At 57.9% G+C, this 21,945-nt stretch carries 18 protein-coding genes; 12 read left to right on the top strand and 6 right to left on the bottom strand.

Features of this window, described 5'->3' with window-relative positions:
* Positions 1–71: 71 nt before the first annotated feature.
* The 3 genes from ACR0NZ_RS04640 (at position 72) to ACR0NZ_RS04650 (ending at position 2,619) form a co-directional block, all read left to right on the top strand.
* A complete protein-coding gene (locus ACR0NZ_RS04640) occupies positions 72–965 on the top strand; it encodes a PfkB family carbohydrate kinase (RefSeq protein ID WP_480517207.1) in 894 nt (297 codons plus the stop codon).
* A complete protein-coding gene (locus ACR0NZ_RS04645; protein ID WP_480517209.1) occupies positions 962–1,873 on the top strand; it encodes a pseudouridine-5'-phosphate glycosidase in 912 nt (303 codons plus the stop codon). The genes ACR0NZ_RS04640 and ACR0NZ_RS04645 overlap by 4 nt, the downstream gene beginning before the upstream one ends.
* Positions 1,874–1,938: 65 nt before the next feature.
* Positions 1,939–2,619, top strand: coding sequence for a DUF502 domain-containing protein (locus ACR0NZ_RS04650; protein WP_480473026.1), 681 nt, complete (start codon positions 1,939–1,941; stop codon positions 2,617–2,619).
* Here the strand turns inward: ACR0NZ_RS04650 and ACR0NZ_RS04655 are convergent, their stop codons facing one another.
* The 3 genes from ACR0NZ_RS04655 to ACR0NZ_RS04665 form a co-directional block, all read right to left on the bottom strand.
* Positions 2,620–3,645 (bottom strand): patatin-like phospholipase family protein, encoded by a 1,026-nt coding sequence (locus ACR0NZ_RS04655; RefSeq protein WP_480517211.1) that lies wholly within the window; start codon positions 3,643–3,645, stop codon positions 2,620–2,622. It abuts the gene before it with no gap.
* A gap of 64 nt (positions 3,646–3,709) precedes the next feature.
* Entirely contained in the window at positions 3,710–4,483 is a 774-nt protein-coding gene (locus ACR0NZ_RS04660; protein WP_480473030.1) for a 3-hydroxybutyrate dehydrogenase, read from the bottom strand.
* Between the two features lie 137 nt (positions 4,484–4,620).
* Positions 4,621–4,845: a hypothetical protein gene (locus ACR0NZ_RS04665; RefSeq protein ID WP_480493162.1), complete on the bottom strand. Its 225-nt coding sequence runs from the start codon at positions 4,843–4,845 to the stop codon at positions 4,621–4,623.
* On the opposite strand from ACR0NZ_RS04665, the gene ACR0NZ_RS04670 reads away from it, so the two are divergent.
* On the top strand, positions 4,784–6,601 hold the full coding sequence (locus ACR0NZ_RS04670) for an extracellular solute-binding protein (protein WP_480517213.1): 1,818 nt from the start codon (positions 4,784–4,786) through the stop codon (positions 6,599–6,601). The genes ACR0NZ_RS04665 and ACR0NZ_RS04670 overlap by 62 nt on opposite strands.
* 554 nt (positions 6,602–7,155) lie before the next feature.
* Positions 7,156–7,395: a hypothetical protein gene (locus tag ACR0NZ_RS04675; RefSeq protein WP_480517215.1), complete on the top strand. Its 240-nt coding sequence runs from the start codon at positions 7,156–7,158 to the stop codon at positions 7,393–7,395.
* Here ACR0NZ_RS04675 and ACR0NZ_RS04680 read toward each other — a convergent pair.
* Entirely contained in the window at positions 7,384–8,007 is a 624-nt protein-coding gene (locus ACR0NZ_RS04680; RefSeq protein ID WP_209503779.1) for a helix-turn-helix domain-containing protein, read from the bottom strand. The two genes, ACR0NZ_RS04675 and ACR0NZ_RS04680, sit on opposite strands and share 12 nt — an antisense overlap.
* A 65-nt stretch (positions 8,008–8,072) precedes the next feature.
* On the opposite strand from ACR0NZ_RS04680, the gene ACR0NZ_RS04685 reads away from it, so the two are divergent.
* From ACR0NZ_RS04685 to ACR0NZ_RS04700, 4 genes are all read left to right on the top strand, one after another.
* A complete protein-coding gene (locus ACR0NZ_RS04685; RefSeq protein WP_480517754.1) occupies positions 8,073–9,590 on the top strand; it encodes a class I adenylate-forming enzyme family protein in 1,518 nt (505 codons plus the stop codon).
* Positions 9,587–10,246: a DsbA family oxidoreductase gene (locus ACR0NZ_RS04690; RefSeq protein WP_480517217.1), complete on the top strand. Its 660-nt coding sequence runs from the start codon at positions 9,587–9,589 to the stop codon at positions 10,244–10,246. Before ACR0NZ_RS04685 ends, ACR0NZ_RS04690 begins: the two co-directional genes overlap by 4 nt.
* Before the next feature lie 76 nt (positions 10,247–10,322).
* Positions 10,323–11,531 (top strand): multidrug effflux MFS transporter, encoded by a 1,209-nt coding sequence (locus ACR0NZ_RS04695; RefSeq protein ID WP_480517219.1) that lies wholly within the window; start codon positions 10,323–10,325, stop codon positions 11,529–11,531.
* Between the two features lie 58 nt (positions 11,532–11,589).
* Complete coding sequence (locus ACR0NZ_RS04700; RefSeq protein WP_480517221.1) at positions 11,590–13,248, top strand: hypothetical protein; 1,659 nt, start codon at positions 11,590–11,592, stop codon at positions 13,246–13,248.
* Positions 13,249–13,393: 145 nt separating this feature from the next.
* On the opposite strand, the gene mfd is transcribed toward ACR0NZ_RS04700, so the two are convergent.
* Both mfd and ACR0NZ_RS04710 read right to left on the bottom strand, forming a co-directional pair.
* Positions 13,394–16,852, bottom strand: a complete 3,459-nt coding sequence (gene mfd / locus ACR0NZ_RS04705; RefSeq protein WP_480517223.1) for a transcription-repair coupling factor — start codon at positions 16,850–16,852, stop codon at positions 13,394–13,396.
* Between the two features lie 21 nt (positions 16,853–16,873).
* On the bottom strand, positions 16,874–17,398 hold the full coding sequence (locus ACR0NZ_RS04710; protein ID WP_480486469.1) for a component of SufBCD complex: 525 nt from the start codon (positions 17,396–17,398) through the stop codon (positions 16,874–16,876).
* A gap of 119 nt (positions 17,399–17,517) precedes the next feature.
* On the opposite strand from ACR0NZ_RS04710, the gene hemB reads away from it, so the two are divergent.
* The 3 genes from hemB to ACR0NZ_RS04725 all read left to right on the top strand — a co-directional run bounded on the left by hemB (position 17,518) and on the right by ACR0NZ_RS04725 (position 21,860).
* Positions 17,518–18,516, top strand: coding sequence for a porphobilinogen synthase (gene hemB, locus ACR0NZ_RS04715; RefSeq protein WP_480517225.1), 999 nt, complete (start codon positions 17,518–17,520; stop codon positions 18,514–18,516).
* A gap of 143 nt (positions 18,517–18,659) precedes the next feature.
* Positions 18,660–19,232: a lipid-binding SYLF domain-containing protein gene (locus ACR0NZ_RS04720; RefSeq protein WP_480473050.1), complete on the top strand. Its 573-nt coding sequence runs from the start codon at positions 18,660–18,662 to the stop codon at positions 19,230–19,232.
* A 165-nt stretch (positions 19,233–19,397) separates the two neighbouring features.
* On the top strand, positions 19,398–21,860 hold the full coding sequence (locus ACR0NZ_RS04725) for a penicillin acylase family protein (RefSeq protein ID WP_480517227.1): 2,463 nt from the start codon (positions 19,398–19,400) through the stop codon (positions 21,858–21,860).
* The last annotated feature ends 85 nt before the right edge of the window (positions 21,861–21,945 follow it).

The following is a 21,945-nucleotide window of genomic DNA, read 5'->3' on the forward strand; positions in this document are numbered from 1 at the left end:
GGATCGTAAATCTCTGATTGCGGTAACGTTCTGACTTGCATGGGCATCACCGCTGCGGCATGACGTCCTTTATGACTCAGAACAGTAATATCCTGTGTATCGGCTCGGTCCTGTGGGACGTGATCGGACGATCAGCCAGTGCCATGCGGCATGGCTCGGACGTGCCCGGCCGGATTACTCGCCTGCCGGGTGGTGTTGCGATGAACATAGCCATGACGCTGGTGCGTTTTGGTATGACGCCCACCCTGCTGACTGCCATCGGTCGTGACCCCGAGGGCGACGAACTGATTCATGCCTGCTCCCGCCTCGGCATGATCACGGATCACATCTATCGCTCGCAGGACCTGCCAACCGACCGGTATATGGCCGTCGAAGGTGCCAACGGGTTGATCGCGGCCATTGCCGACGCGCATTCGCTGGAAGCCGCTGGCGCAAAAATCCTGCGTCCGCTGATGCACGGCCCGCTTGGTTATGAAAACATGCCCTTTGAGGGCCCCATTGCACTTGACGGAAACCTGACCCTGAACCTGCTGGAAGAAATCGCCCAAAGCCCTGCTTTCGCCCGTGCCGATCTGCGTGTTGCCCCGGCCTCGCCCGGTAAGGCCGAGCGCCTATTGCCCTTCCTGAAACACGCCCGCGCCACGCTTTATGTGAACCTCGAAGAGGCAGGAATATTGTGCCAGCGCGAATTCACCGATTCTGAATCTGCCGCAAAAGGCCTTCTGGATCGTGGCGCGCTACGCGTGCTGGTCACCGATGGCGGCAGCTCGGCCACGGTCGGTAGTTCAGACGAAATTCTGACCCAAACACCCCCCTCCGTTCTGGTCACCCGTGTGACCGGTGCCGGGGATACCTTCATGGCGGCTCATATCGCCTCAGAATCCGGCGGCGCATCAAGTGACGAGGCTCTAACCCGCGCTCTGCATGCCGCAGCAACCTACGTTTCCGGAGAAACCCCACTGTGATCGACATCCAATTTTCTGCCGAGGTCCGCGCCGCCAAGGAAGCGGGCCGTCCCATCGTTGCGCTGGAAAGCACCATCATCACCCACGGCATGCCCTACCCGCAAAACGTCGAAGTTGCGGCTCAGGTCGAACAGGATATCCGCGATGCGGGGGCGGTTCCGGCAACCATGGCGGTGATTGAAGGCAAATTGCATGTGGGGCTCGAGCCGGACCAGTTGCAATGGCTGGGTCAGACGCAAGGCGTTGCCAAAATCTCGCGCGCGGATATGGCGGCCTGCATCTCGACCGGCGGCACCGGAGCCACAACCGTCGCCGCCACCATGATCGCCGCGCATTACGCTGGGATCGAGGTATTTGCTACAGGCGGCATCGGTGGCGTGCATCAGGGCGCCGAAACCACGTTCGACATCTCGGCTGATCTGCACGAACTTGGCCATACACCGGTCACCGTCGTCGCAGCCGGAGCCAAGGCTATCCTTGATCTGGCCAAAACCCTTGAGGTTCTGGAAACGCTGGGGGTTCCAGTCATCGCCCATGGTCAGGATGCGTTTCCTGCCTTCTGGTCTGCAAAGTCACCCTATGCTGCCCCCCTGCGCATGGACACTCCAGAAGCTATCGCCAAGGCCCATGCAACCCGTCGCGCATTGGGCCTGCCTGGCGGGCAGCTGGTGGCCAACCCGATCCCGATCGCGGATCAGATCCCTGCCGAAATACTGGCCCCCATCATCGCCGAGGCACAGGCTGATGCTGATGCGCATCGGATTACCGGAAAAGATGTGACGCCCTATCTGCTGCAACGTATCTATGAAAAGACCGAAGGCCGTTCGCTGACTGCCAACATTGCCCTTGTGCGTAACAATGCGCGCCTCGCGGCGGCGATTGCACGGGCACTGGTAGAACAGGGATAACGCAAGCCTATTGTGCCAAGGCTACCGATTGACTACCTAAATCCCGATAACCACTCGGATCCAAGATGAATACACCGTTCGACGAAGAACCGCTTCATCGCCGCCCCGGCATGCTGGCACGGCTGCGCGCGTCGTTCCTGACGGGGCTGGTTGTCATTGCGCCGGTCTGGCTGACGGTCTGGCTGATCTGGTCGGTAGTCGGTTGGATCGACAGTGCGGTCCTGCCACTGGTTCCTCATCAATTCCAACCGGAACGTTACGTCGGTATCAACCTGCGCGGCGTGGGCGTCGTGATCTTCCTGATCTTTACCGTTATCGTAGGGTGGATCGCAAAAGGAATTCTGGGCCGGTCCCTGATCCTGTTCGCTGAAAGCGTGGTAGATCGGATGCCGGTCGTTCGCTCGATCTATTCCGGGATCAAACAGATCTCGGAAACCGTTTTTGCCCAAACCGAACGCTCTTTTGAGAAGGCATGCCTGATCCAGTATCCCCGCCGCGGGATCTGGGCCATTGGATTCGTCTCGACAACCGCCAAAGGCGAAATCAGCAAACGCGCGGAAACCGGAGGAGAGCTGCTCAGCGTTTTTGTCCCGACTACACCCAACCCGACCTCGGGATTTTTGCTTTTTTTCCCGGTGGAAGACGTAATTATGCTGGACATGACAATTGAGGATGCCGCGAAACTGGTGATTTCGGCCGGGCTCGTTTATCCCAACGAAAAAGACCCCACGCAACCGCCCGAGTGATTAACCGAACATAGCTGGCAGATCGACGGTACTGGTCTGACCCAGATCACTCTTATGCTTGGCCAGAAAACGATCCGCCGCTACCCGCCCCGCCTGTTTCAGCTTGTGCAGAATAACCGGGTTGGGCACGGTTTTGGTGGCAACAGACAGGCTGCTCATCAACTCGTTATCCGCAATCATATGCACCAGAACGCGGCTCATGTCCCCGGCCTTCAGCTTGCCCTCTTTCAGAAGCCGTTGAACAAAGCTGATTGCCCGCATTTCGCGAAACAGGGATGAATTGAAGCTGATCTCGTTTATTCGGTTCTGGATCTGCTGCGGTGTGACCGGCACCGCGTCGCGCTCCAACGGGTTAATATTCACGATCACCACATCATCCGGCAGATCATTGTTGAACAGCGGATAGAGCGCCGGATTACCAGTATAACCGCCATCCCAATAGGCCTCGATCCGGTCTGTCTTTGGATCAAATATCTCGACAGCCTTGAACAGGGTCGGCAGGCAGGCCGAAGCCAAAATGGCATCTGTCGAGACCTCCTCGCCGGTAAACACGCGGATCTTGCCGCTTCTCACACAGGTAGCGCACACAAACAGGCGGGGTCCCGCATCGGCGCAAACTTCCGCAAAATTGAACCTTTCCACCACCGGCTCCAGCGGATTGCTGTAGAACGGACCATAAGCATAAGGCGACACCATCCGCGACCAGGCATCGCCGATGGAAAACGGCACCGAATATTCCATCGCCTGCGCGATTGCGGCCGGTTCCAACCCGCGAAACCAATTGGCGATACGCATGTCACCAATCGCGCCCATACGCTTCCAAAGCCCATCCAGTTGCGCGCGCGCACCCTCACGTCCTGAATGAACCATCCCCGATTTGAACGCCGCACCGTTCAACGCACCGGCGGATGTTCCGGTGATCGCAGCAACCTCGATGTCTTCCTCATCCAGCAGCCGGTCAAGCACACCCCAGGTGAATGCCCCATGCGCACCGCCGCCCTGCAAAGCCAGATTGATCCGTATCACCGCCCTCACCCTTCATCTTTTCAGAAATACTCCGGAGGTTTGGGGGCAGCGCCCCCAAGGCCAATCACAAGGCGGTCCAGCCGCCATCGACAGAAATCGTGGTTCCCGTGATCTGCGCCGCCGCGTCCGAGCACAGGAAAATGGTTGTCCCGCCCAGTTGCTCAACGGTGGCGAATTCCTTGGAAGGTTGCCGTTCAAGAAGCACGTTTTTCACGACCTCCTCGCGGCTCATATTGTATTCTTTCATCGTGTTCGGGATCTGGGCCTCGACCAGAGGCGTCAGCACATAGCCCGGGCAAATGGCGTTGCAGGTGATCGGTTCTTGCGCCGTTTCCAAGGCAACGGTCTTGGTCATCCCCACCACCCCGTGCTTGGCGGCAACATAGGCTGCCTTGAACGGCGACGCCGTCAAACCATGCGCCGAGGCGATATTCACGATACGACCCCATCCCGCTTTGCGCATTATCGGCAGTGCGGCCGCGGTCGTGTGAAAGGCCGAGTTCATGTTGATCGCAATAATCGCATCCCATTTATCCACCGGGAACTGATCGATCGGGGACACAAACTGAATGCCCGCGTTGTTCACAAGTATGTCGCAAGATCCGGCCTGCTCAATCAGCGCGCGGCACTCATCGCCTCTTGACATGTCCGCCTTGATGTAACGCGCGTTGGTTCCGGTCTCTTTGGCAATCTCAGCAGCCAACGCGTGATCTTCGTCACGGTCCGTAAAGGAATTAAGGACGACATCTGCTCCAGCCTTCGCTAGCTCGCGCGCGACCCCCAGACCGATGCCAGAATTAGACCCAGTGATGATTGCTGTTTTGCCGGAAAGGCTCATGACCGTTCTCCCTGATGCGATGATTTGGTGCACAATGCCATGCTGCACCTGCAAAGAAAACGGGGAAACACACCAGTCTGAAATCCCAGCCTGACACTTCTCAAGCAGCCAAAAAAAACGCCCGCACGAAGCGGGCGTTAAGTTATTGAGGCAGGTTTCATACAGGCAAGAAACCTATCGAGCAGTGCATCCTTTATAAGCAATTCCACGCCTTCGTCCAAGCTAAAAGTTTGATAATATGAAAAATCATCACTACGGTGAATCCCAACAAAATAAGGCCAGAGCAGGATTGTTTCCAAAATGAGCCCGGATTTTCTCCGACCGTTTCGACCACTTGCGGCGGGAATCGCCAGCATTTTCATGATCTCTTCCGCCCATGCAGAATCGTCTCATGGCATAGCTATGTATGGAGACCCGGCCCTACCACCGGATTTTGTGTCACTACCCTATGCCAACCCCGATGCGCCCAAAGGCGGCAAAGTCGTTTTCGGAAATACTGGCGGCTATAACAGCCTGAACCCGTTTTTGCAAAAAGGCACCTCCCCCTGGCAATTGCCATTTTGGACCCATGAAAGCCTGATGGGGCGATCCTGGGACGAACCTTTCACACTTTACGGGCTGTTAGCCGAATCAGTTGAGACGGCTCCCGACCGGTCATGGGTTGAATTTACCCTGCGGGAAGAGGCCCGGTTTTCTGACGGCAGCCCGGTCACGATTGACGACGTGATCTGGTCATATGAGACGCTCGGCACTCAGGGGCATCTGCGCTATCGCGGTTTTTGGGACAAAATCGACAGGATCGAACAGACCGGCCCGCGTTCGGTTCTGATTACTTTCAACGTGCCGGATCGCGAACTTGCCCTGCTCGCAGGGATGCGTCCGGTCCTCCAAAAGGCGCAGTGGAAGGACAAGAAATTTGCCGACGCCGCCTTGCACGATGTCCCAATCGGCACCGGCCCCTATGTGATCGATAGCTACGAGGCCGGGCGCTATGTGAACCTACGTCGCAACCCGGAATATTGGGGGCAGGATATCCCGTTCCGCCGCGGCACCATGAATCTGGATGAAATGCGGATCGAGTTCTACGGCGACGGCAGCGTCCTGTTCGAGGCCTTCAAAGCCGGCGAGCTATCAGCGGTGCGTGAGTTCAACGGCGACAAATGGGACACGCAATACAGCTTCCCCGCCGTTCAGCGCGGCGATGTCATCAAGACCGAGATCCCGCATGGCAAACCGTCAGGCATGACCGGGTTTGTGATGAACACCCGCAAAGCCCCGTTCGACGACTGGCGCGTTCGCGAGGCCCTGACGCTGGCCTTCAACTTCGAGTTCATCAACGACACGATCACTGGTGGGGCGCAGCCAAGGATCACGTCCTACTTTTCAGGCTCGGACCTGGCCATGCAGCCCGGGCCGGCCCAAGGGCAGGTAAAAGCCCTGCTGGAACCCTTTGCCTCGGATCTGATCCCCGACACGATGGAAGGGTATGAACTGCCGAAGGGCGACGGTTCAGCCCGCAACCGCGCAAATATTCGCAAAGCCACCAAACTGTTGACCGAAGCGGGTTGGACCGTTCAGGACGGGGTCTTGCGCAACACGAATGGTGACCCGTTCAAAATGACGGTCTTGCTGCAGCAGGGTGACAGCGAGATGGCGTCGGTGGTCGAGATTTATTCCCGCGCTCTGGAACGGCTTGGCATTCAGGTTACGACGGAACAGGTCGACAACGCGCAGTATGTCGGGCGCACTGGGGAACTGGATTTTGATGTTACGCCTTTCCGGCGTGCTCTTTCACTGTCTCCCGGCAATGAACAGCGTTTGTATTGGGGAAGCGAGAACGCGGACACACCCGGCACACGCAACCTGATGGGCGTGGCCTCGCCCGCTGTTGATGCGATGATTGACGCCATGCTTGCCTCGGAAACACGTGAAGATTTCACCGCGGCAACCCGCGCGCTTGACCGGGTTCTGACGGCCGGTCGCTATGTCATCCCGATCTGGAGTTTTGATGTCGGGCGGATTGCCCACATACGCGAGCTCAGGTTCCCCGACACTGTGCCAATCTATGGCGATGGACCGCAATACATGCCGGAAGTGTGGTGGTACGACGCCAGGTAGTCACATGAAGATCAGGGCAGCCGGGTTTTGTAAAACACCGGCTGTTCACCGCGGAGTGTTGGCGGACGCCTTGAAATACACGATTCCTTTGCTCTTCCTTCCCGATTGGCCCATGAAAACCACGCCTGTCGGCGGAAATCAGCACATTGCCATCACATTCAGGTATACGTTTGGCGACGACAAATCGCAGCACCACATGCAGGCCATATCGGACGCCGGATGATCCCATGAGACGGGCCTTCGGCCTGCTTTGGCCAACACTAAAAGCTACATTGAATCGAAATATTTAGACGTAGCCCAAAGATCGAGATCGCCTTTACAATCTGCTCGCCGGGATTTCCCGGTGCCGCAACAAACAGGTCTCCTGATCCGCAAGTACTTTGAATAATTTCAAGCCCGCCGCCCTGTTGCGGCAGCTATTGCAGAGGCACAATCTTGTAAAAGGAATGCAGTGACATGCTGCGACATTTTGTCATGTCTTCCCTTACGGCACCCATTACGTACCCTAAGGAGGGGGAGAGCAGTCCTAATCGCTACATAAGGAAAGCTCATACATGATGAACTGGACGGATTTGACACAAGACTGGAATGCGGCCTACGCACGTGCAAAGCGGCGTTTTCCGAATTTGCGTGACCAAGACATGATGCGCGTATCACAAGATCGTAAAGGGTTCGAAGCCTATCTGGCAGAGCGTCACCAGTTAACCATGAACGAAGCTCATGAAGAGGTCGAAGATTTCCTGTTTACCGAAGGCCTGAACAGAGAATACTGCCGCGCGTCGCTAAGCAAGTGATGTGACCCAAAGGATTGTCGCGTCTTCGTCACTGACGGAGATTACGTTATGGCCCATGCTGCCATCGTAATAGGCGCTGTCACCCCTGCGCATTTCGACCGGCTCATAAAACTCGGTATAGAGCCGGACAACACCGGTTAGAACATACATGAACTCTTCGCCATCGTGGCGCACCCAGCCGTCGAATTCATCCATGGACCGCGCCCGAACCCGCGCGCGGTAGGGCAGCATGTGCTTCTTGGTCAGGGTTTCGGCCAGCAACTCATGCTCGTAGGTCGTTGTCGCGTGAGCCGCCCCTTCGCCCATCCGGGTAATCGCCATCCGTCCGATGACCTGATCCCGCTGTGGCGGTGTGAAAAGCTGAGGAACCGAGATTTCCAACCCAACCGCAAGCTTTTTGAGCGCGTCATAGGTAGGTGACATCTGCCCGTTCTCAATCTTGCTGAGGGTCGAACGGGCCAAACCGGCCTGACTGGCGGCCTGCTCCAGCGTCCATTTCCGCGCTTTTCGCAATTCGCGCACGCGCGCGCCAAGGTCCAGCGGTTCAACTTCGGTGTGATCGCCGGAATCGCGGGCAATTCGGATCAGGGATTTGGGATCTTGGGTGCTCATGCCATTCTCTATAGGCTTGGCCAGCCGCGCTTGCAACGCGCCAGACACCGCGTTAGCCAATGGCCATGTTTTCTGTCTTCGATCAGGGGGCGCCCGCGCCCTGCCCTGCACCCTTCAATCTGGCGGCGCACGTCCTTGGCCGCGCGGATCAGGTCCCTGATAAAGTGGCTTTGTCGGTATTAATGCCCCACGGCGCGCTGGACTGGACCTATCGCGACCTGCAATCCGCCGTACTGGGCACTGGCGCAGGATTGCTGCAAGCAGGTCTGACACCCGGCGAAATCGTTCTGATGCGGCTCGGCAATACGGTGGATTTCCCGATTGCCTATCTGGGCGCGATTTCAGTGGGTATCATTCCGGTGCCCACATCGTCGCAACTGACGGAACCCGAAACCGCCAGAATGATCGACGATCTGTCCCCAGCCGCGGTTCTTCGTGATCCCGCTGTCTCATGCGCGCCTCATCCCAGACAGATCGAGTTGGATGAACTGAAGGCTATGCACCATTTGCCCCCTGCCAGCTTTGAACTGGGCGACCCCGAGCGTATGGCATATGTCGTCTACACCTCGGGAACGTCGGGCAGTCCGCGTGCCGTGGCCCACGCGCATCGGGCAATCTGGGCGCGGCAGATGATGGTCGATGGCTGGTATGGTCTGCGCACGTCCGATCGGCTGTGTCACGCCGGAGCGTTCAACTGGACCTATACACTTGGCACCGGACTGATGGACCCGTGGACCATCGGCGCAACCGCCTTGATCCCGGAACCGGGCACGGACATCACCGCCCTGCCTGCTCTGCTCCACCAGCATCGTGCAACCATCTTTGCGGCGGCACCAGGGGTCTTTCGCAAATTGGTGCAAGAGTATGAGCAAATCAGCTTACCTGACCTGCGCCACGGTTTATGCGCTGGGGAAAAGCTTTCGCGCGCTCTGCACGAGAAATGGCTAAGCGCCACCGGTACGGAACTGTTCGAAGCCTACGGCATGTCCGAATGCTCGACTTTCATATCCTCAAGCCCGGCCCACCCCGCGCGCGGCGACGCATTGGGGCACCCGCAACCGGGTCGTCGCGTGGCCATTCTGGGCCCGGACGGCCCGGTGCCGCAGGGGCAAGAAGGTACCATCGCCATTCATCGGTCTGATCCCGGATTGATGCTGACCTACCTCAACGCACCCGATGAAGTTGAATCCCGGATGCAGGGCGAATGGTTCCTGACCGGAGATCAGGGGGCAATGGCAGTGGACGGCCAGGTCAGTTATCTGGGCAGGGACGACGACATGATGAATGCCGGTGGCTACCGCGTGTCCCCGGTCGAGGTCGAAGCCGCCCTGTCCCGTTTTCCCGGTATCACGCAGGTCGGTGCAGCTACGGTCGAGGTCAAACCGGACACATTTGTGATAGCAGCCTTCTATACCGGCCCGGAAAAGCTGGACGATGCGGCCTTGCGCGCTTATGTCGAGGCAAACTTGGCACGTTATAAACAACCACGCGCCTTCATCCACCTGTCTGCGCTACCAACCGGCGGCAATGGCAAACTCCTGCGCCGGGCGTTGCCGGCCTATTTCGAGGCACCAGCCACATGACCCAGACTGTCAAGCTCGACATCCTGTCCGATCCGATCTGTCCGTGGTGCTATATCGGTAAAACGCATCTCGACAAAGCACTGGCCAATGTGCCGGACCACCCTTTTGTCATCGAATGGCATCCGTTTCAGTTGAACCCTGATATGCCGGACGCAGGTATGGATCGTCGCGAATATCTGGAACGCAAGTTCGGCGGCAAAGATGGTGCCGTGCGTGCTTATGCGCCGGTGGTTGAACATGCTGAAAGCGCCGGTCTGAAGATTGACTTTGAAGGCATGAAACGCACACCTAATACACTGGATGCACATCGCCTGATCCATTGGGCGGGGATCGAAGGCAAACAGAATGCCGTTGTGGATGCGCTGTTCGATGCCTATTTTGTTCTGGCCCGAGACATCGGCGACCCCGAAGTCCTGTCCGACATCGCAGACAGTGCCGGAATGGACGCCGCAGTGGTCATGAAGCTGTTGAAATCCGACGCCGACCGCGAGGATATTCGCAACCGTGATACTCATTCTCGCGAAATGGGCGTCAGTTCGGTCCCGACCTACATAGTTGCCAATCAACATGCCGTTCCGGGTGCTCAACCACCTGAAATGTGGGAAAAAGTGATCGCCGAAATAATGTCTCAACTTGAGGCTTCCCCCGCAGAATAGCACAGAGGTCTGTGCGAATTTCCAGTCTGGCCTAACCTGACTCACCATGATAGCGCGAACAGGTTAGGAGTGCTTCATGGCCAACCGCATGTCGAAGGCGGAATTCATTGCGCTGATCGCAATGATGTTCGCCACTATCGCGTTTTCGATCGATTCAATGCTGCCTGCCCTGCCCGAAATCGGCGCGCAGCTCAGCCCCGATGATGTCAATCGCGCCCAACTGATTCTGACGTCCTTCGTTCTGGGAATGGGTATCGGTACATTCTTTACCGGCCCGCTATCGGATGCGCTGGGACGCAAGCCGGTGATCTTTTGCGGCGCGCTATTGTACATTGCGGCTTCGGCTGTTGCCTGGGCCAGTTCTTCGCTGGAACTGGTGCTGATTGCGCGCGTTGTACAGGGGCTGGGCGCTGCCGGACCACGTGTGGTGGCAATGGCCATCATCCGTGACCTGTATTCAGGCCGGGAAATGGCGCGCATCATCTCAATCGCTATGATGATCTTCACTTTGGTACCAGCAGCGGCCCCGATGCTGGGCGCTGGTGTTATCGCCCTCTTCGGCTGGCGCGGGATATTCATGTCCTTTATCCTGTTCGCGCTGGTCGTCCTTTTTTGGGTGAGTACACGACTGCCCGAGTCCCTGGCCGTCGAGAACCGCCGCCCCTTTCGCCTGCCCCTGATGATTGCGGCCGTGAACGAAATGTTTGCCCATCCCACCGTGCGCTTGTCTATCTTCGTGCAGACCTTGTGCATGGGGACCTTGTTCACCATGCTGACTATGGTGCAACCGGTCTATGATGTGATCCATGATCGGGCCGACAGCTTTCCCTTCTGGTTCGGGTTTGTCGCCCTGATGTCAGGTTCGGCCAGCCTTTTGAACGCAGCTTTGGTGGTGCGCGTCGGGATGCGCCGGATGGTCACATTCGCCTTCGGCGCGCAGATAGCCATCACGTCTGTCGTCATCATCCTGAACATGGCGAACCTTTCGCCCGATATGTCATTTGCCCTGTTTGTCTTCTGGCAGACGATGGTCTTTTTCATGGCTGGTGTAACCATCGGCAATCTGAATGCCATTGCCATGGAGCCCATGGGCCACATCGCAGGCATGGCCGCTTCAGTTGTCGGGTCGATCTCAACAGTAATGGCTGCAGCAATCGCCGCGCCGATCGGGCTTCTGTTCAACGGATCCATCGCGCCGTTGACAATTGGCATTCTGAGTATGTGCGTGCTGTCGTTTGGCCTGATGATCCACATGGGTCGCATCGAAGAACGGCTGCCGGCCTGACCTGTGAATCTCGGGTGAAACACGCTATCCTACCCCGAACTTAGGGGGAGGAACTGTGATGAACGATTACTACGATCTGGGCAGCTATTCCTGCCCGGTTTCCACTTCCAGCCCCGAAGCTCAGCTGTGGTTCGACCGCGGGCTGAACTGGACATACGGCTACAATCACGAAGAGGCGGTAGCCTGTTTTCAACGCGCGGCCGAGCATGATCCGAATTGCGCAATGGCCCATTGGGGTGTCGCCTATGCAGCCGGTCCCAATTACAACCTCCCTTGGGACCTGCTGGATGAGAAGGGTCAGGAAGAAGCGCTGGCACGGGCTTACGACGCGATGCAAAAAGCCCTTGGTCTGCTCGCAGGGTGCACTGCCGTCGAACAGGCCCTGATTCAGGCCCTGCCCGCGCGTTACCCGCAACGTGATCCGGTTCAGGACATGCACCAATGGGACCACGGTTTTGCCGACGCGATGCGCGCGGCATTTGCGGCGCACCCGGACCACCTCGACTTGCGTACCATCTATGTCGAAGCGCTGCTGAACCTGACGCCATGGAAGATGTGGGATCTGAAAACGGGCCAACCCGCCCAGGGCGCGGCAACGAAGGAAGCGCAAGATGCGCTTGAATGGGCCATGGCGAACGATCCGGCTGCGATGTCACACCCGGGCCTGCTGCACCTCTATGTTCATCTGATGGAGATGTCTACAACACCAGAAAAAGCCCTGAAAGCAGGGGATGTCCTGCGCACACTGGTTCCAGATGCCGGCCACTTAGTACATATGCCGACACATATCGATGTGCTCTGCGGACATTACCACAACGTTGTGCACTGGAACGAAAAAGCCTCGGAAGCCGACCTGAAATATTACGAACGCGAAGGCGCGTTCAACATTTACACAGGCTATCGCCAGCACAATTATCACTTTGCCATCTACGGTGCGCTTTTTCTTGGACAGATGGAACCGGCCCTACGTGCCAATCAGGGATTGTGGGATACAACACCCGAAGAGTTGCTGCGCATCGAAAGCCCCCCGATGGCCGATTACTTCGAAAGCTACATGTCCATGGGCCCTCACATCCTGATCCGGTTTGGCCGCTGGGACGAGGCTAAGGCACTGGAACTGCCCTCAGACCCAGACCTGTTCCGCACCCTGACGGCCACGACACACTACGCGCGCGCCATCGCTCATGCAGCAACCGGTGATATCGCCAATGCCGAGGCCGAAGAATATCTGTTCCTTGCCGCCAAAGAATGCGTTCCGGAAACACGCAGGCTGCACAACAACCGTGTGATTGACCTGCTGGAAATTGCGCGGGAAATGCTGCGCGGTGAGATCGAGTACCGCAAAGGCAACTTGGAAATCGCGTTTGCCCATCTGCGCCGCTCGGTCGAGCTGGACGATACCTTGCCCTATGACGAACCCTGGGGATGGATGCAGCCCACCCGCCACGCGCTTGGGGCACTTCTATTCGAGCAAGGACGGCTGGCCGAAGCGGAAGACGCCTATCGTGAAGATTTGGGCTTGGGCGGCACGCTAAGTCGCGCCTCGATACATCCTGACAACGTCTGGAGTTTGAAGGGCCTTTACGATTGTCTAAAGGCACGCAGCGAACAGGTCGAAGTCCTGCAGATCAAACAACGGCTTGACCTGGCGTTGGCCCGTGCCGACCGCATGGTGGCTGCGTCCTGCTTCTGCGCGCAGGCGGCAATGCGTAGCTAAAGTGTCCTGATCGTGCTGACGCACGATGCCTCCGGCGGGGATATTTTTAGCCAGATGAAGCAGGGATCCGCTTCTTCATCTGGCCATAAATATCCCGGGGGAGATGCGCGGAACGCGCAGCGGGGGCAGAGCCCCCTCTCACATCTCAACCTGCTTTGACCTTTTTTTGCGCCGCGACCACTTTTTCAGCGAGATCCCGGGCAATTGCAAAAGCCCCTTTGATCTTGTCACTGTCTTTTTTCCAGTCCCGGCGCACGACGATCTTGTTGTCTTTGACCTTGGCCATACCACGTTGATTTTGAATGAACTCAACCAGTCCCTGCGGCGAGGCGAATTTGTCATTGTGGAACTGGATGGTCGCACCTTTCGGCCCACCGTCGAGCTTTGCGATCCCGGCGCGTTTACACATGGCCTTGATCCGCACAACCAGCATCAAGGTATTCACCTCTTTCGGCAATTTGCCAAAACGGTCGATCAATTCCGCAGCAAAGCCCTCCAGTTCGACCTTTGTCGATAGAGACGACAGGCGGCGATAGAGCCCCAAGCGCACATCCAGATCTGGCACATAGTTTTCGGGGATCAGAACCGGCACACCCAGATTGATCTGCGGAGCCCATTGATCGTCCGCATCCGACAACCCCTCCATCTCGCCGGCTTTGATCTTGGCAATCGCCTCTTCCAGCATGGATTGGTAAAGCTCATAGCCCACATCGCGCATCTGGCCGGATTGTTCTTCACCCAACAGGTTGCCCGCACCACGAATGTCAAGATCCTGCGAGGCCAGAGTGAACCCGGCCCCCAACGTGTCCAGCGAGCCCAGAACACGCAGGCGTTTTTCGGCGGCAGCGGTCAGTTTCTGGCGCGGTTTGGTGGTCAGGAAAGCATAGGCACGGGTTTTCGAGCGCCCAACGCGACCCCGGATCTGATAGAGCTGGGCAAGGCCAAACATGTCCGCACGGTGCACGACCATCGTGTTTGCGGTCGGGATGTCCAGCCCGCTTTCGACAATGGTTGTGGCCAGCAGCACGTCGAATTTCCCGTCATAAAACGCGTTCATCCGATCATCGAGCTCACCCGCTGCCATCTGGCCATGGGCAACCACGTAAGTGAGCTCAGGCAGTTGATTTTTCAGAAATTCTTCGATCTCAGGCAGGTCCGAGATGCGCGGTACAACATAGAAACTCTGCCCCCCACGATAGTGTTCACGCAGCAGCGCTTCTCGGATTGTAACGGCATCGAACTCGCTGACATAGGTACGGATCGCCAGTCGGTCGATTGGAGGCGTGCCGATAATCGACAGATCGCGCACGCCGGTCAACGACAGTTGCAGCGTTCGCGGGATCGGTGTCGCGGTCAGGGTCAGCACGTGAATGTCTGAGCGCAGCTGTTTCAGCCGTTCCTTATGACCCACGCCAAAATGCTGTTCCTCGTCGATGATCAGAAGCCCCAGATTGTTGAACCGTATGTTCTTGGCCAAAAGCGCGTGCGTTCCGATCACGATGTCCACTGTCCCGCGGGCCAGACCGTCACGGGTTTGCTGGGCTTCTTTCGCCGAAACAAAGCGTGACAATTGCCGGACCTCCAGCGGGAACCCCCGAAAGCGTTCCCTGAAACTCGCGGCATGCTGGCGGGCCAGCAGGGTCGTGGGTGCCACAACCGCAACCTGAACGCCCGACATGGCGGCGACAAATGCGGCACGCATGGCAACCTCGGTCTTTCCAAATCCGACATCACCGCAGATCAGACGATCCATCGGCGCGCCGGAATGGATGTCCTCCATCACATCCGAGATCGCCCGCAACTGGTCTTCGGTTTCCTGATATGGGAATCGCGCGCTGAATTCCTCCCACGCGTGGGGCGGTGGATCCATGACCGGGGCTTTACGTAATGCACGTTCAGCGGCGATGCGGATCAGCTTATCCGCCATCTCGCGGATGCGCTCTTTCAGCTTGGCCTTCTTTGCCTGCCATGCACCGCCACCCAAACGGTCCAGCAGACCTTCGTCATGGCCGTATTTCGAAAGCAATTCTATGTTTTCGACCGGCAGGTACAGCTTTGCCTGCTCGGCATATTCCAGCAACAGGCATTCATGGGCGGCACCGGCTGCGGTGACGACCTCCATTCCCATGTAACGACCTATACCGTGATCCACGTGAACAACCAGATCACCGGGGCTGAGCGACTGGGTTTCGGTCAGAAAGTTTTCGGCCTTGCGGCGCTTTTTGGGCTGACGGATCAGCCGGTCGCCCAGCACATCCTGTTCAGCGATCACCGTTAGATCAGGAGTTTCGAACCCGTGCTCCAACGCCCAGACGGCAAGGTGCAAGCCGCGTTTTCCAATGCGGGTGCCGTTAGCCACATGTATCGCCTCGGCCAGCCCTTCGTCTTCGATCAGGCCGGTCAGGCGTTCCCGCGCGCCATCGGAATATGAGGCGATCAGCACCGGTCCTTTGTCGAGCTTTGCAGTGATGTGACTGGCCAAAGCACCGAACAGGCTGATGCTTTCCTGCTGGCGTTCCGGCGCAAAGTTGCGCCCGATGCGCCCACCCGCGTCGATGACACCGGGGCCAGAGGCTTGCGGCAGCGGGCTGAACTGCAAAACCCGACGATCCGCGACAGCCGCCTCCCAGGCGGTATCGTCAAGATACAACAACCCCGGAGGTGTGGGTTTATAGACCGTGTCCATGCGAGATCGGTTTTCCAGCGCCAGTCGTCGGGTCTCGTACTGATCGGCAATCGTATCCCAACGCGCCAGACGCGCGGGCGTCACCTGATCATCGACAGTGATCACCGCATCCGGCAAGTAGTCGAACAGTGTCTCCAGTTTTTCGTGGAAGAACGGCAGCCAGTGTTCGATCCCCTGATGTTTGCGGCCTGCGCTTACGGCCTCATACAAAGGGTCATCCGTACCGGCGGCACCAAACTCGATGCGATAGTTCTGACGGAACCGGGTTATGGCGGCCTCGTCCAGGATGACTTCGGACACCGGTGCAAGTTCAACGATGTCCAGCTTTTCGGTTGTTCGCTGGGACGCCGGATCAAAGCGGCGCGCGCCGTCCAGGACGTCACCGAACAGGTCCAGCCGAACCGGGCCCGCCTCTCCCGGAGGGAAGATGTCGATGATGCCGCCACGGATGGCGTAATCGCCGGGTTCCATCACCGTTGGACTTTGTGTGAACCCCATACGCACCAGAAAGTTTCGCAGAGCGGTTTCATCTATGCGATGGCCAACTCGGGCAGTAAACGCCGCCTCTCGCAAAACCTCCCGTGCCGGGACGCGTTGGGTCGCGGCGTTCAGCGTGGTCAGCAATACATACTGTTGGGGCATCTGGTGGACCAGCGCCGCCAGAGTAGCGACGCGCGCCGCCGAGATATCCGCATTAGGCGAGACCCGGTCATAAGGTAGGCAATCCCAACCCGGAAACACAAAGACAGGCATCTGAGGCGCAAAGAACGCCAGTGCAGCGCGCATCGCTTCCATCCGCTTGTCATCACGTGCGACATGGGCCACCGGCCCCCTGCTGCGGGCGATCTCGTTCAGCACCAGCTGCGCGTCAAACCCTTCGGGGGCGCCGCCAACTGTCACGTGGTTCGGAGCCTTCATCGCCTCGCCTTTCAGAATCTTCTATCCCAGAACGCCAATCGAAAGGTTCTGATACATGCCCCAGAACGAAGTGACCAGTATCGAGATCATGCCGATGATCTGGGTATACAGACGACAGCGGGAAATCGTTTTCGAGACAGTTTCGAGTGTCAATTCCTGCCGCCGGAGACGCCTTGCATGCACGATATTCACTAAAAGCACCAAGGTCATTGGGAACAAAAGCAAAAACAGGGCCTGCGCGAACTCGACATCATAATAAAACCCAAGCGTGGCCATCCCGGTGAACAGAAAACACCCAAACGCCAAAAGGATGGTGCCAGACATGTCGACGATCAGCAGAATCCGATTTGTATGGATGCGAACGATGTCGAGCAGATCGGTTTCGACCTGACCTCCGATCCGGCGGGCACGAACAACCAGATCATATGGGATGCCCATCACCCAGTGGCTGGCCGACGACCAGAGTACCGCCAGTACGATCCAGAACCACAGATTCGAAAAGCTGCGCATGTCGATGAGTTCAAAGATCGAAGAGTACCAGTCCAAACCCAACCCTTTATTCGCACTACTCAGGGGGGTTCCATCTAGGCGCGCGTCCATTGATACCCTTGAGACCTTTGTGAATTCATGCCACCCAATGCACGAATGTTCAAGGAGAACGCGCCATGAAACCGACCATTGCCCCATTTCCCATGACCCGCTTTCGCCGAGCCCGTCAATCACAGGCAATTCGTGCGCTGGTGCGTGAGAACACTCTGACAACGGATGACCTGATCTGGCCGGTTTTCGTGCGCGATGGCGAAGGTATTGAAGAGCCCGTGCCCTCGATGCCTGGTGTGGTTCGCAGATCGGTTGACCGGATTGCCAAAGCGGCGGTCGAGGCCCAGACCCTTGGGATTCCTGCGATTTGCATCTTTCCCTACACCGACCCTGCGCTGAAAACCGAAGACTGCGCCGAGGCATGGAACCCCGACAACCTGTCAAACCGGGCCATCCGGGCAATCAAGGCGGCGGCCCCAGACGTCGCCATAATGACGGATGTGGCGCTTGACCCGTATAACATCAACGGCCACGACGGATATGTCGTTGACGGAGAAATCGTGAACGACCAGACCGTCGAGGCGCTGGTAAAGATGGCACTGGCACAGGCAGACGCCGGTGCGGATATCATCGGCCCGTCGGACATGATGGACGGCCGGATCGGGGAAATGCGTCGCGCGCTGGAACGTGCGGGCCATCACAACGTGATGATCCTCAGCTATGCCGCCAAATATGCCAGTGCGTTCTACGGACCCTTCCGCGACGCGGTCGGTGCATCGGGGGCCCTGACGGGCGACAAAAAGACCTACCAGATGGACCCCGCGAACTCGGACGAGGCCCTGCGCCTGATCGAACGCGATCTGACTGAAGGCGCCGATATGGTGATGATCAAGCCGGGCATGCCTTATCTGGATATCTGCCGCCGCGTGAAAGACAATTTCGGTGCGCCGACATATGCCTATCAGGTATCGGGCGAATACGCGATGATTCAGGCTGCAGCCCAGAACGGCTGGATCGATGGCGAGAAGGTGATGCTGGAAAGCCTTCTGGCCTTCAAACGCGCCGGATGCGATGGAATTCTGACCTATTTCTCTCCTCAGGTTGCGCGCATCCTGCAGGGATAAAGCCCGCAAGTTTCGCGATATTTCGCCGATAAGATTTCCCGATCGGGCAGCTTTCCCGTGACACATCGCCCTGATCGGCGTATCCTTGCCGCCAAGACCGGGATCACCCGGCATTTCAGGCACAGTTACAGAGATAAAAAACCATGAGCAGTTCCAATTCCCCCCGACTGAATCGTCGCGGCTTTGCCTTGGGCATGGCAGGTCTGAGCTTGACCGCCGCCTGTGGCAACGGCGTCGGCAATTCCAACGCAGCAACAATCGATGCCCGTGTCGACGCCACGCTGACCGAGATGTACAGCCGCTATCCCAACACGGTTGAAATTGCGAACAAGGCCAACGGCATGCTGGTCATGCCGCTGATTACCGAAGCCGGTTTCGTGTTCGGTGGCGGTTACGGTCGCGGCGCGCTGCGCATCAGCGGTGCAACAGTTGACTTCTACTCGGCGGTCAAGGGCACGGCCGGGCTACAGATCGGCGCGCAGCAATATGCACATGTCCTGTTTTTCATGACCGAAGACGCCCTGAACGATTTCCGTCGTTCCAGTGGTTGGACAGCCGGAGCAGATATTGGCTATGTGGTCAGCGATCAGGGCGATTCCGTGTCGACAGACACAACGACATTGCGATCGCCCGTTCTTGCTGCAATCTTCGGACAGGCTGGGCTTCAGATCGGTGCGACCGTGGAAGGCACGAAATATACCCGCATTATCCCGTAATTCGGGCTTACCACTTCTTCTGGCAAACCCCATCACAGCGGAATGCTGCGGTGGGGTGTTTGTTTTCATCCTTTCCGCGCAGGTTCTCGCCGCGTTCCTCTTTCGGTTGGACCCGCCATCCACTAATCTCCGCGCAACCTTCATGGACTAGAATTTGGGGCAGTAATGGGTCTTGTTTTCCGCTGGCTGGTGCGCATCGTGTCGGGTCTGATCATGCTGATCCTCGCCGCAATGGGCCTCGTCTATTTTCTGGCCAGTCAATCCCTGCCGGATTATGACCAGACGCTCGAAGTCAACGGGTTGAGCGCTCCGGTTGAGATCGTGCGCGACACCGCCAATGTGCCGCACATTCTGGCCCAAAATGACCCGGATGTGTTTTTCGGTCTTGGATATGCCCACGCGCAGGATCGGTTGTGGCAGATGACAGTCATGCGTCGCACCGCGCAGGGCCGCTTGTCCGAGATCTTTGGCCCGCGCACCCTGCGCGTTGACAAGCTGTTGCGCCGGCTGGATCTGTACGGCCTTGCCCATCGCTCGGTCGAGGTACAGGACGATTATACCAAGGCTGCCCTTCGTGCTTATGCTGCCGGGGTCAACGCACGCCTAGCCGAGATCAACGACGAGGCATTGGGGCGTGGCGCGCCAGAGATGTTCCTGTTCAATGCCCCCGTCTCGCCCTGGCAACCGGGCGACAGTATTGCCGTGATCAAGCTCATGGCGCTGCAATTGTCCGGTCACCTGACCGACGAGGTTCTGCGGGCGCGGACGTCTTTGATGCTGAGCAATCCGGACAGACTGGCAGATATTCTGCCCGATGTTCCCGGCCCCGGCATCGCCGCGCTGCCTGAATATGCTTCGCTGTTTCCCAACCTTCCACGCTATGCCGCCGGTACAAGTTTTCCCGAAACGCCACTGTCCCCCCTTCCCAAACGCGGGCTGGCGGGCGCATCAAACGCCTGGACTGCTGCGCCTTCGCGCTCGGCAAGCGGTGGGACGTTGCTGGCCAACGACCCACATCTGGGCTTCACAGCCCCCGGCGTGTGGTATCTGGCACATCTTGGTCTGGCAAAGGGAAGCGTCATTGGGGCCTCGATCCCTGGTATTCCCGCAATCATGACCGGCCGTAGTGACCGGTTGGGTTGGGGCGTGACGTCATCTTATCTTGACGATCAGGACATTCATATTGAACAGCTGAACCCGGATAACCCCGAAGAATACCTGACCCCGGACGGTTATCAGGAATTCAAGACCCGTCCTTCGATCATTGAAGTCAAAGGGGAAGCTCCGGTTACATTGACGTTGCGCTGGAGTGAAAACGGACCGGTTTTGCCCGGTACGGATTACAAGCTGGAAACTATCACACCGCCAGGCCATGTTGCGTCTTTGTCCTGGACTGCGCTCAGCCCGCAAGACACTTCGATGTCGGCGTCCATGGCCCTGATGAACGCGGACAACGTGCAGGACGCCATAACCGTGGCGCGGCAATTCATTGCGCCTTCGCAGAACCTGTCACTGGTCGACAAAACGACGATAGGGATGAAACTGATTGGCGCCATGCCCCGGCGTGATCTGCAAAACCAGAGCCGCGGACGCATTCCGACACCCGGCTGGATTGAAGCAAACCGCTGGCAAGGTCGCCTACCCTACACCAAAAACCCGGAATATGTGGCCCCTGCTGGCGGCGTTCTAGGCAACACGAATAACAAGATCATCAACCGCCCGTTCCCGGATCATGTGTCCTACGAATGGGGAGACACTCAGCGCGTGCATCGCTGGGAACGCCTGATGCAATCGCGTGAGGTGCATACCCGCGACAGTTTCATCGAAGCGCAACTGGATACCGTCAGTTTCACCGCGCGCTCTCTACTGCCACTGATCGGTGCTGACCTTTGGTATACCGGTGCCTCGGCCCCCGAAGGGACGCCCGAGCGCCAGCGCCAGATTGCGCTGTCGCTGCTGGCGGACTGGAATGGCGAGATGAACGAGCATCTGCCCGAACCGCTGATCTACGCAGCCTGGGTGCGGGCCCTTCAGATCCGCCTGATCTCGGACGAGCTGGGGCCGCTGGCCAGCGAATTCAAACATGTCGAGCCTTTGTTCATCGAGCGAGTCTATCGTGACATTGATGGCGCCGGTGTCTGGTGCGATGTACGACAAAGCGCGCCGATTGAAACCTGTACCGAAATGGCTCGACTTGCATTGGATGATGCGCTGATCTGGATCACCGAACGCTATGGTAGCACACTTGAATCCCTACGCTGGGGTGATGCGCATCAGGCAACCCACGATCACCCCGTTCTGGGAAACGTGCCAATACTTCGGTATTTTGTGAACATTCGACAATCGACCAGTGGCGGCGACAACACCTTGCTGCGCGGGCGCACGTCGGGCGAAGGGCTCGACCCGTTTCAGAACGTGCACGGAGCCGGGTATCGCGGTGTGTATGACTTTGCCGATCCCAACAGCTCGGTCTTTATCACGGCTACCGGCCAATCGGGCCATTTCCTGTCGCGTTATTACGACGATCAGGCGCAGCTGTGGCGGCGTGGCGAATATATTCCCATGTCGCTGGACCTTGACCTTGCCCGCGCCGCTGCTGTCGGAGTGACCAATCTGATCCCACGCTAAGCAACGGGGTTTCGGCGAGTCCCCGCCCCTTTTTGTCCGGACCGTGGACGCCACGCGGCAGTTTCGCCTACCATCACCGGGCGAA

It is taken from the genome of Ruegeria sp. AE3, assembly GCF_056542225.1.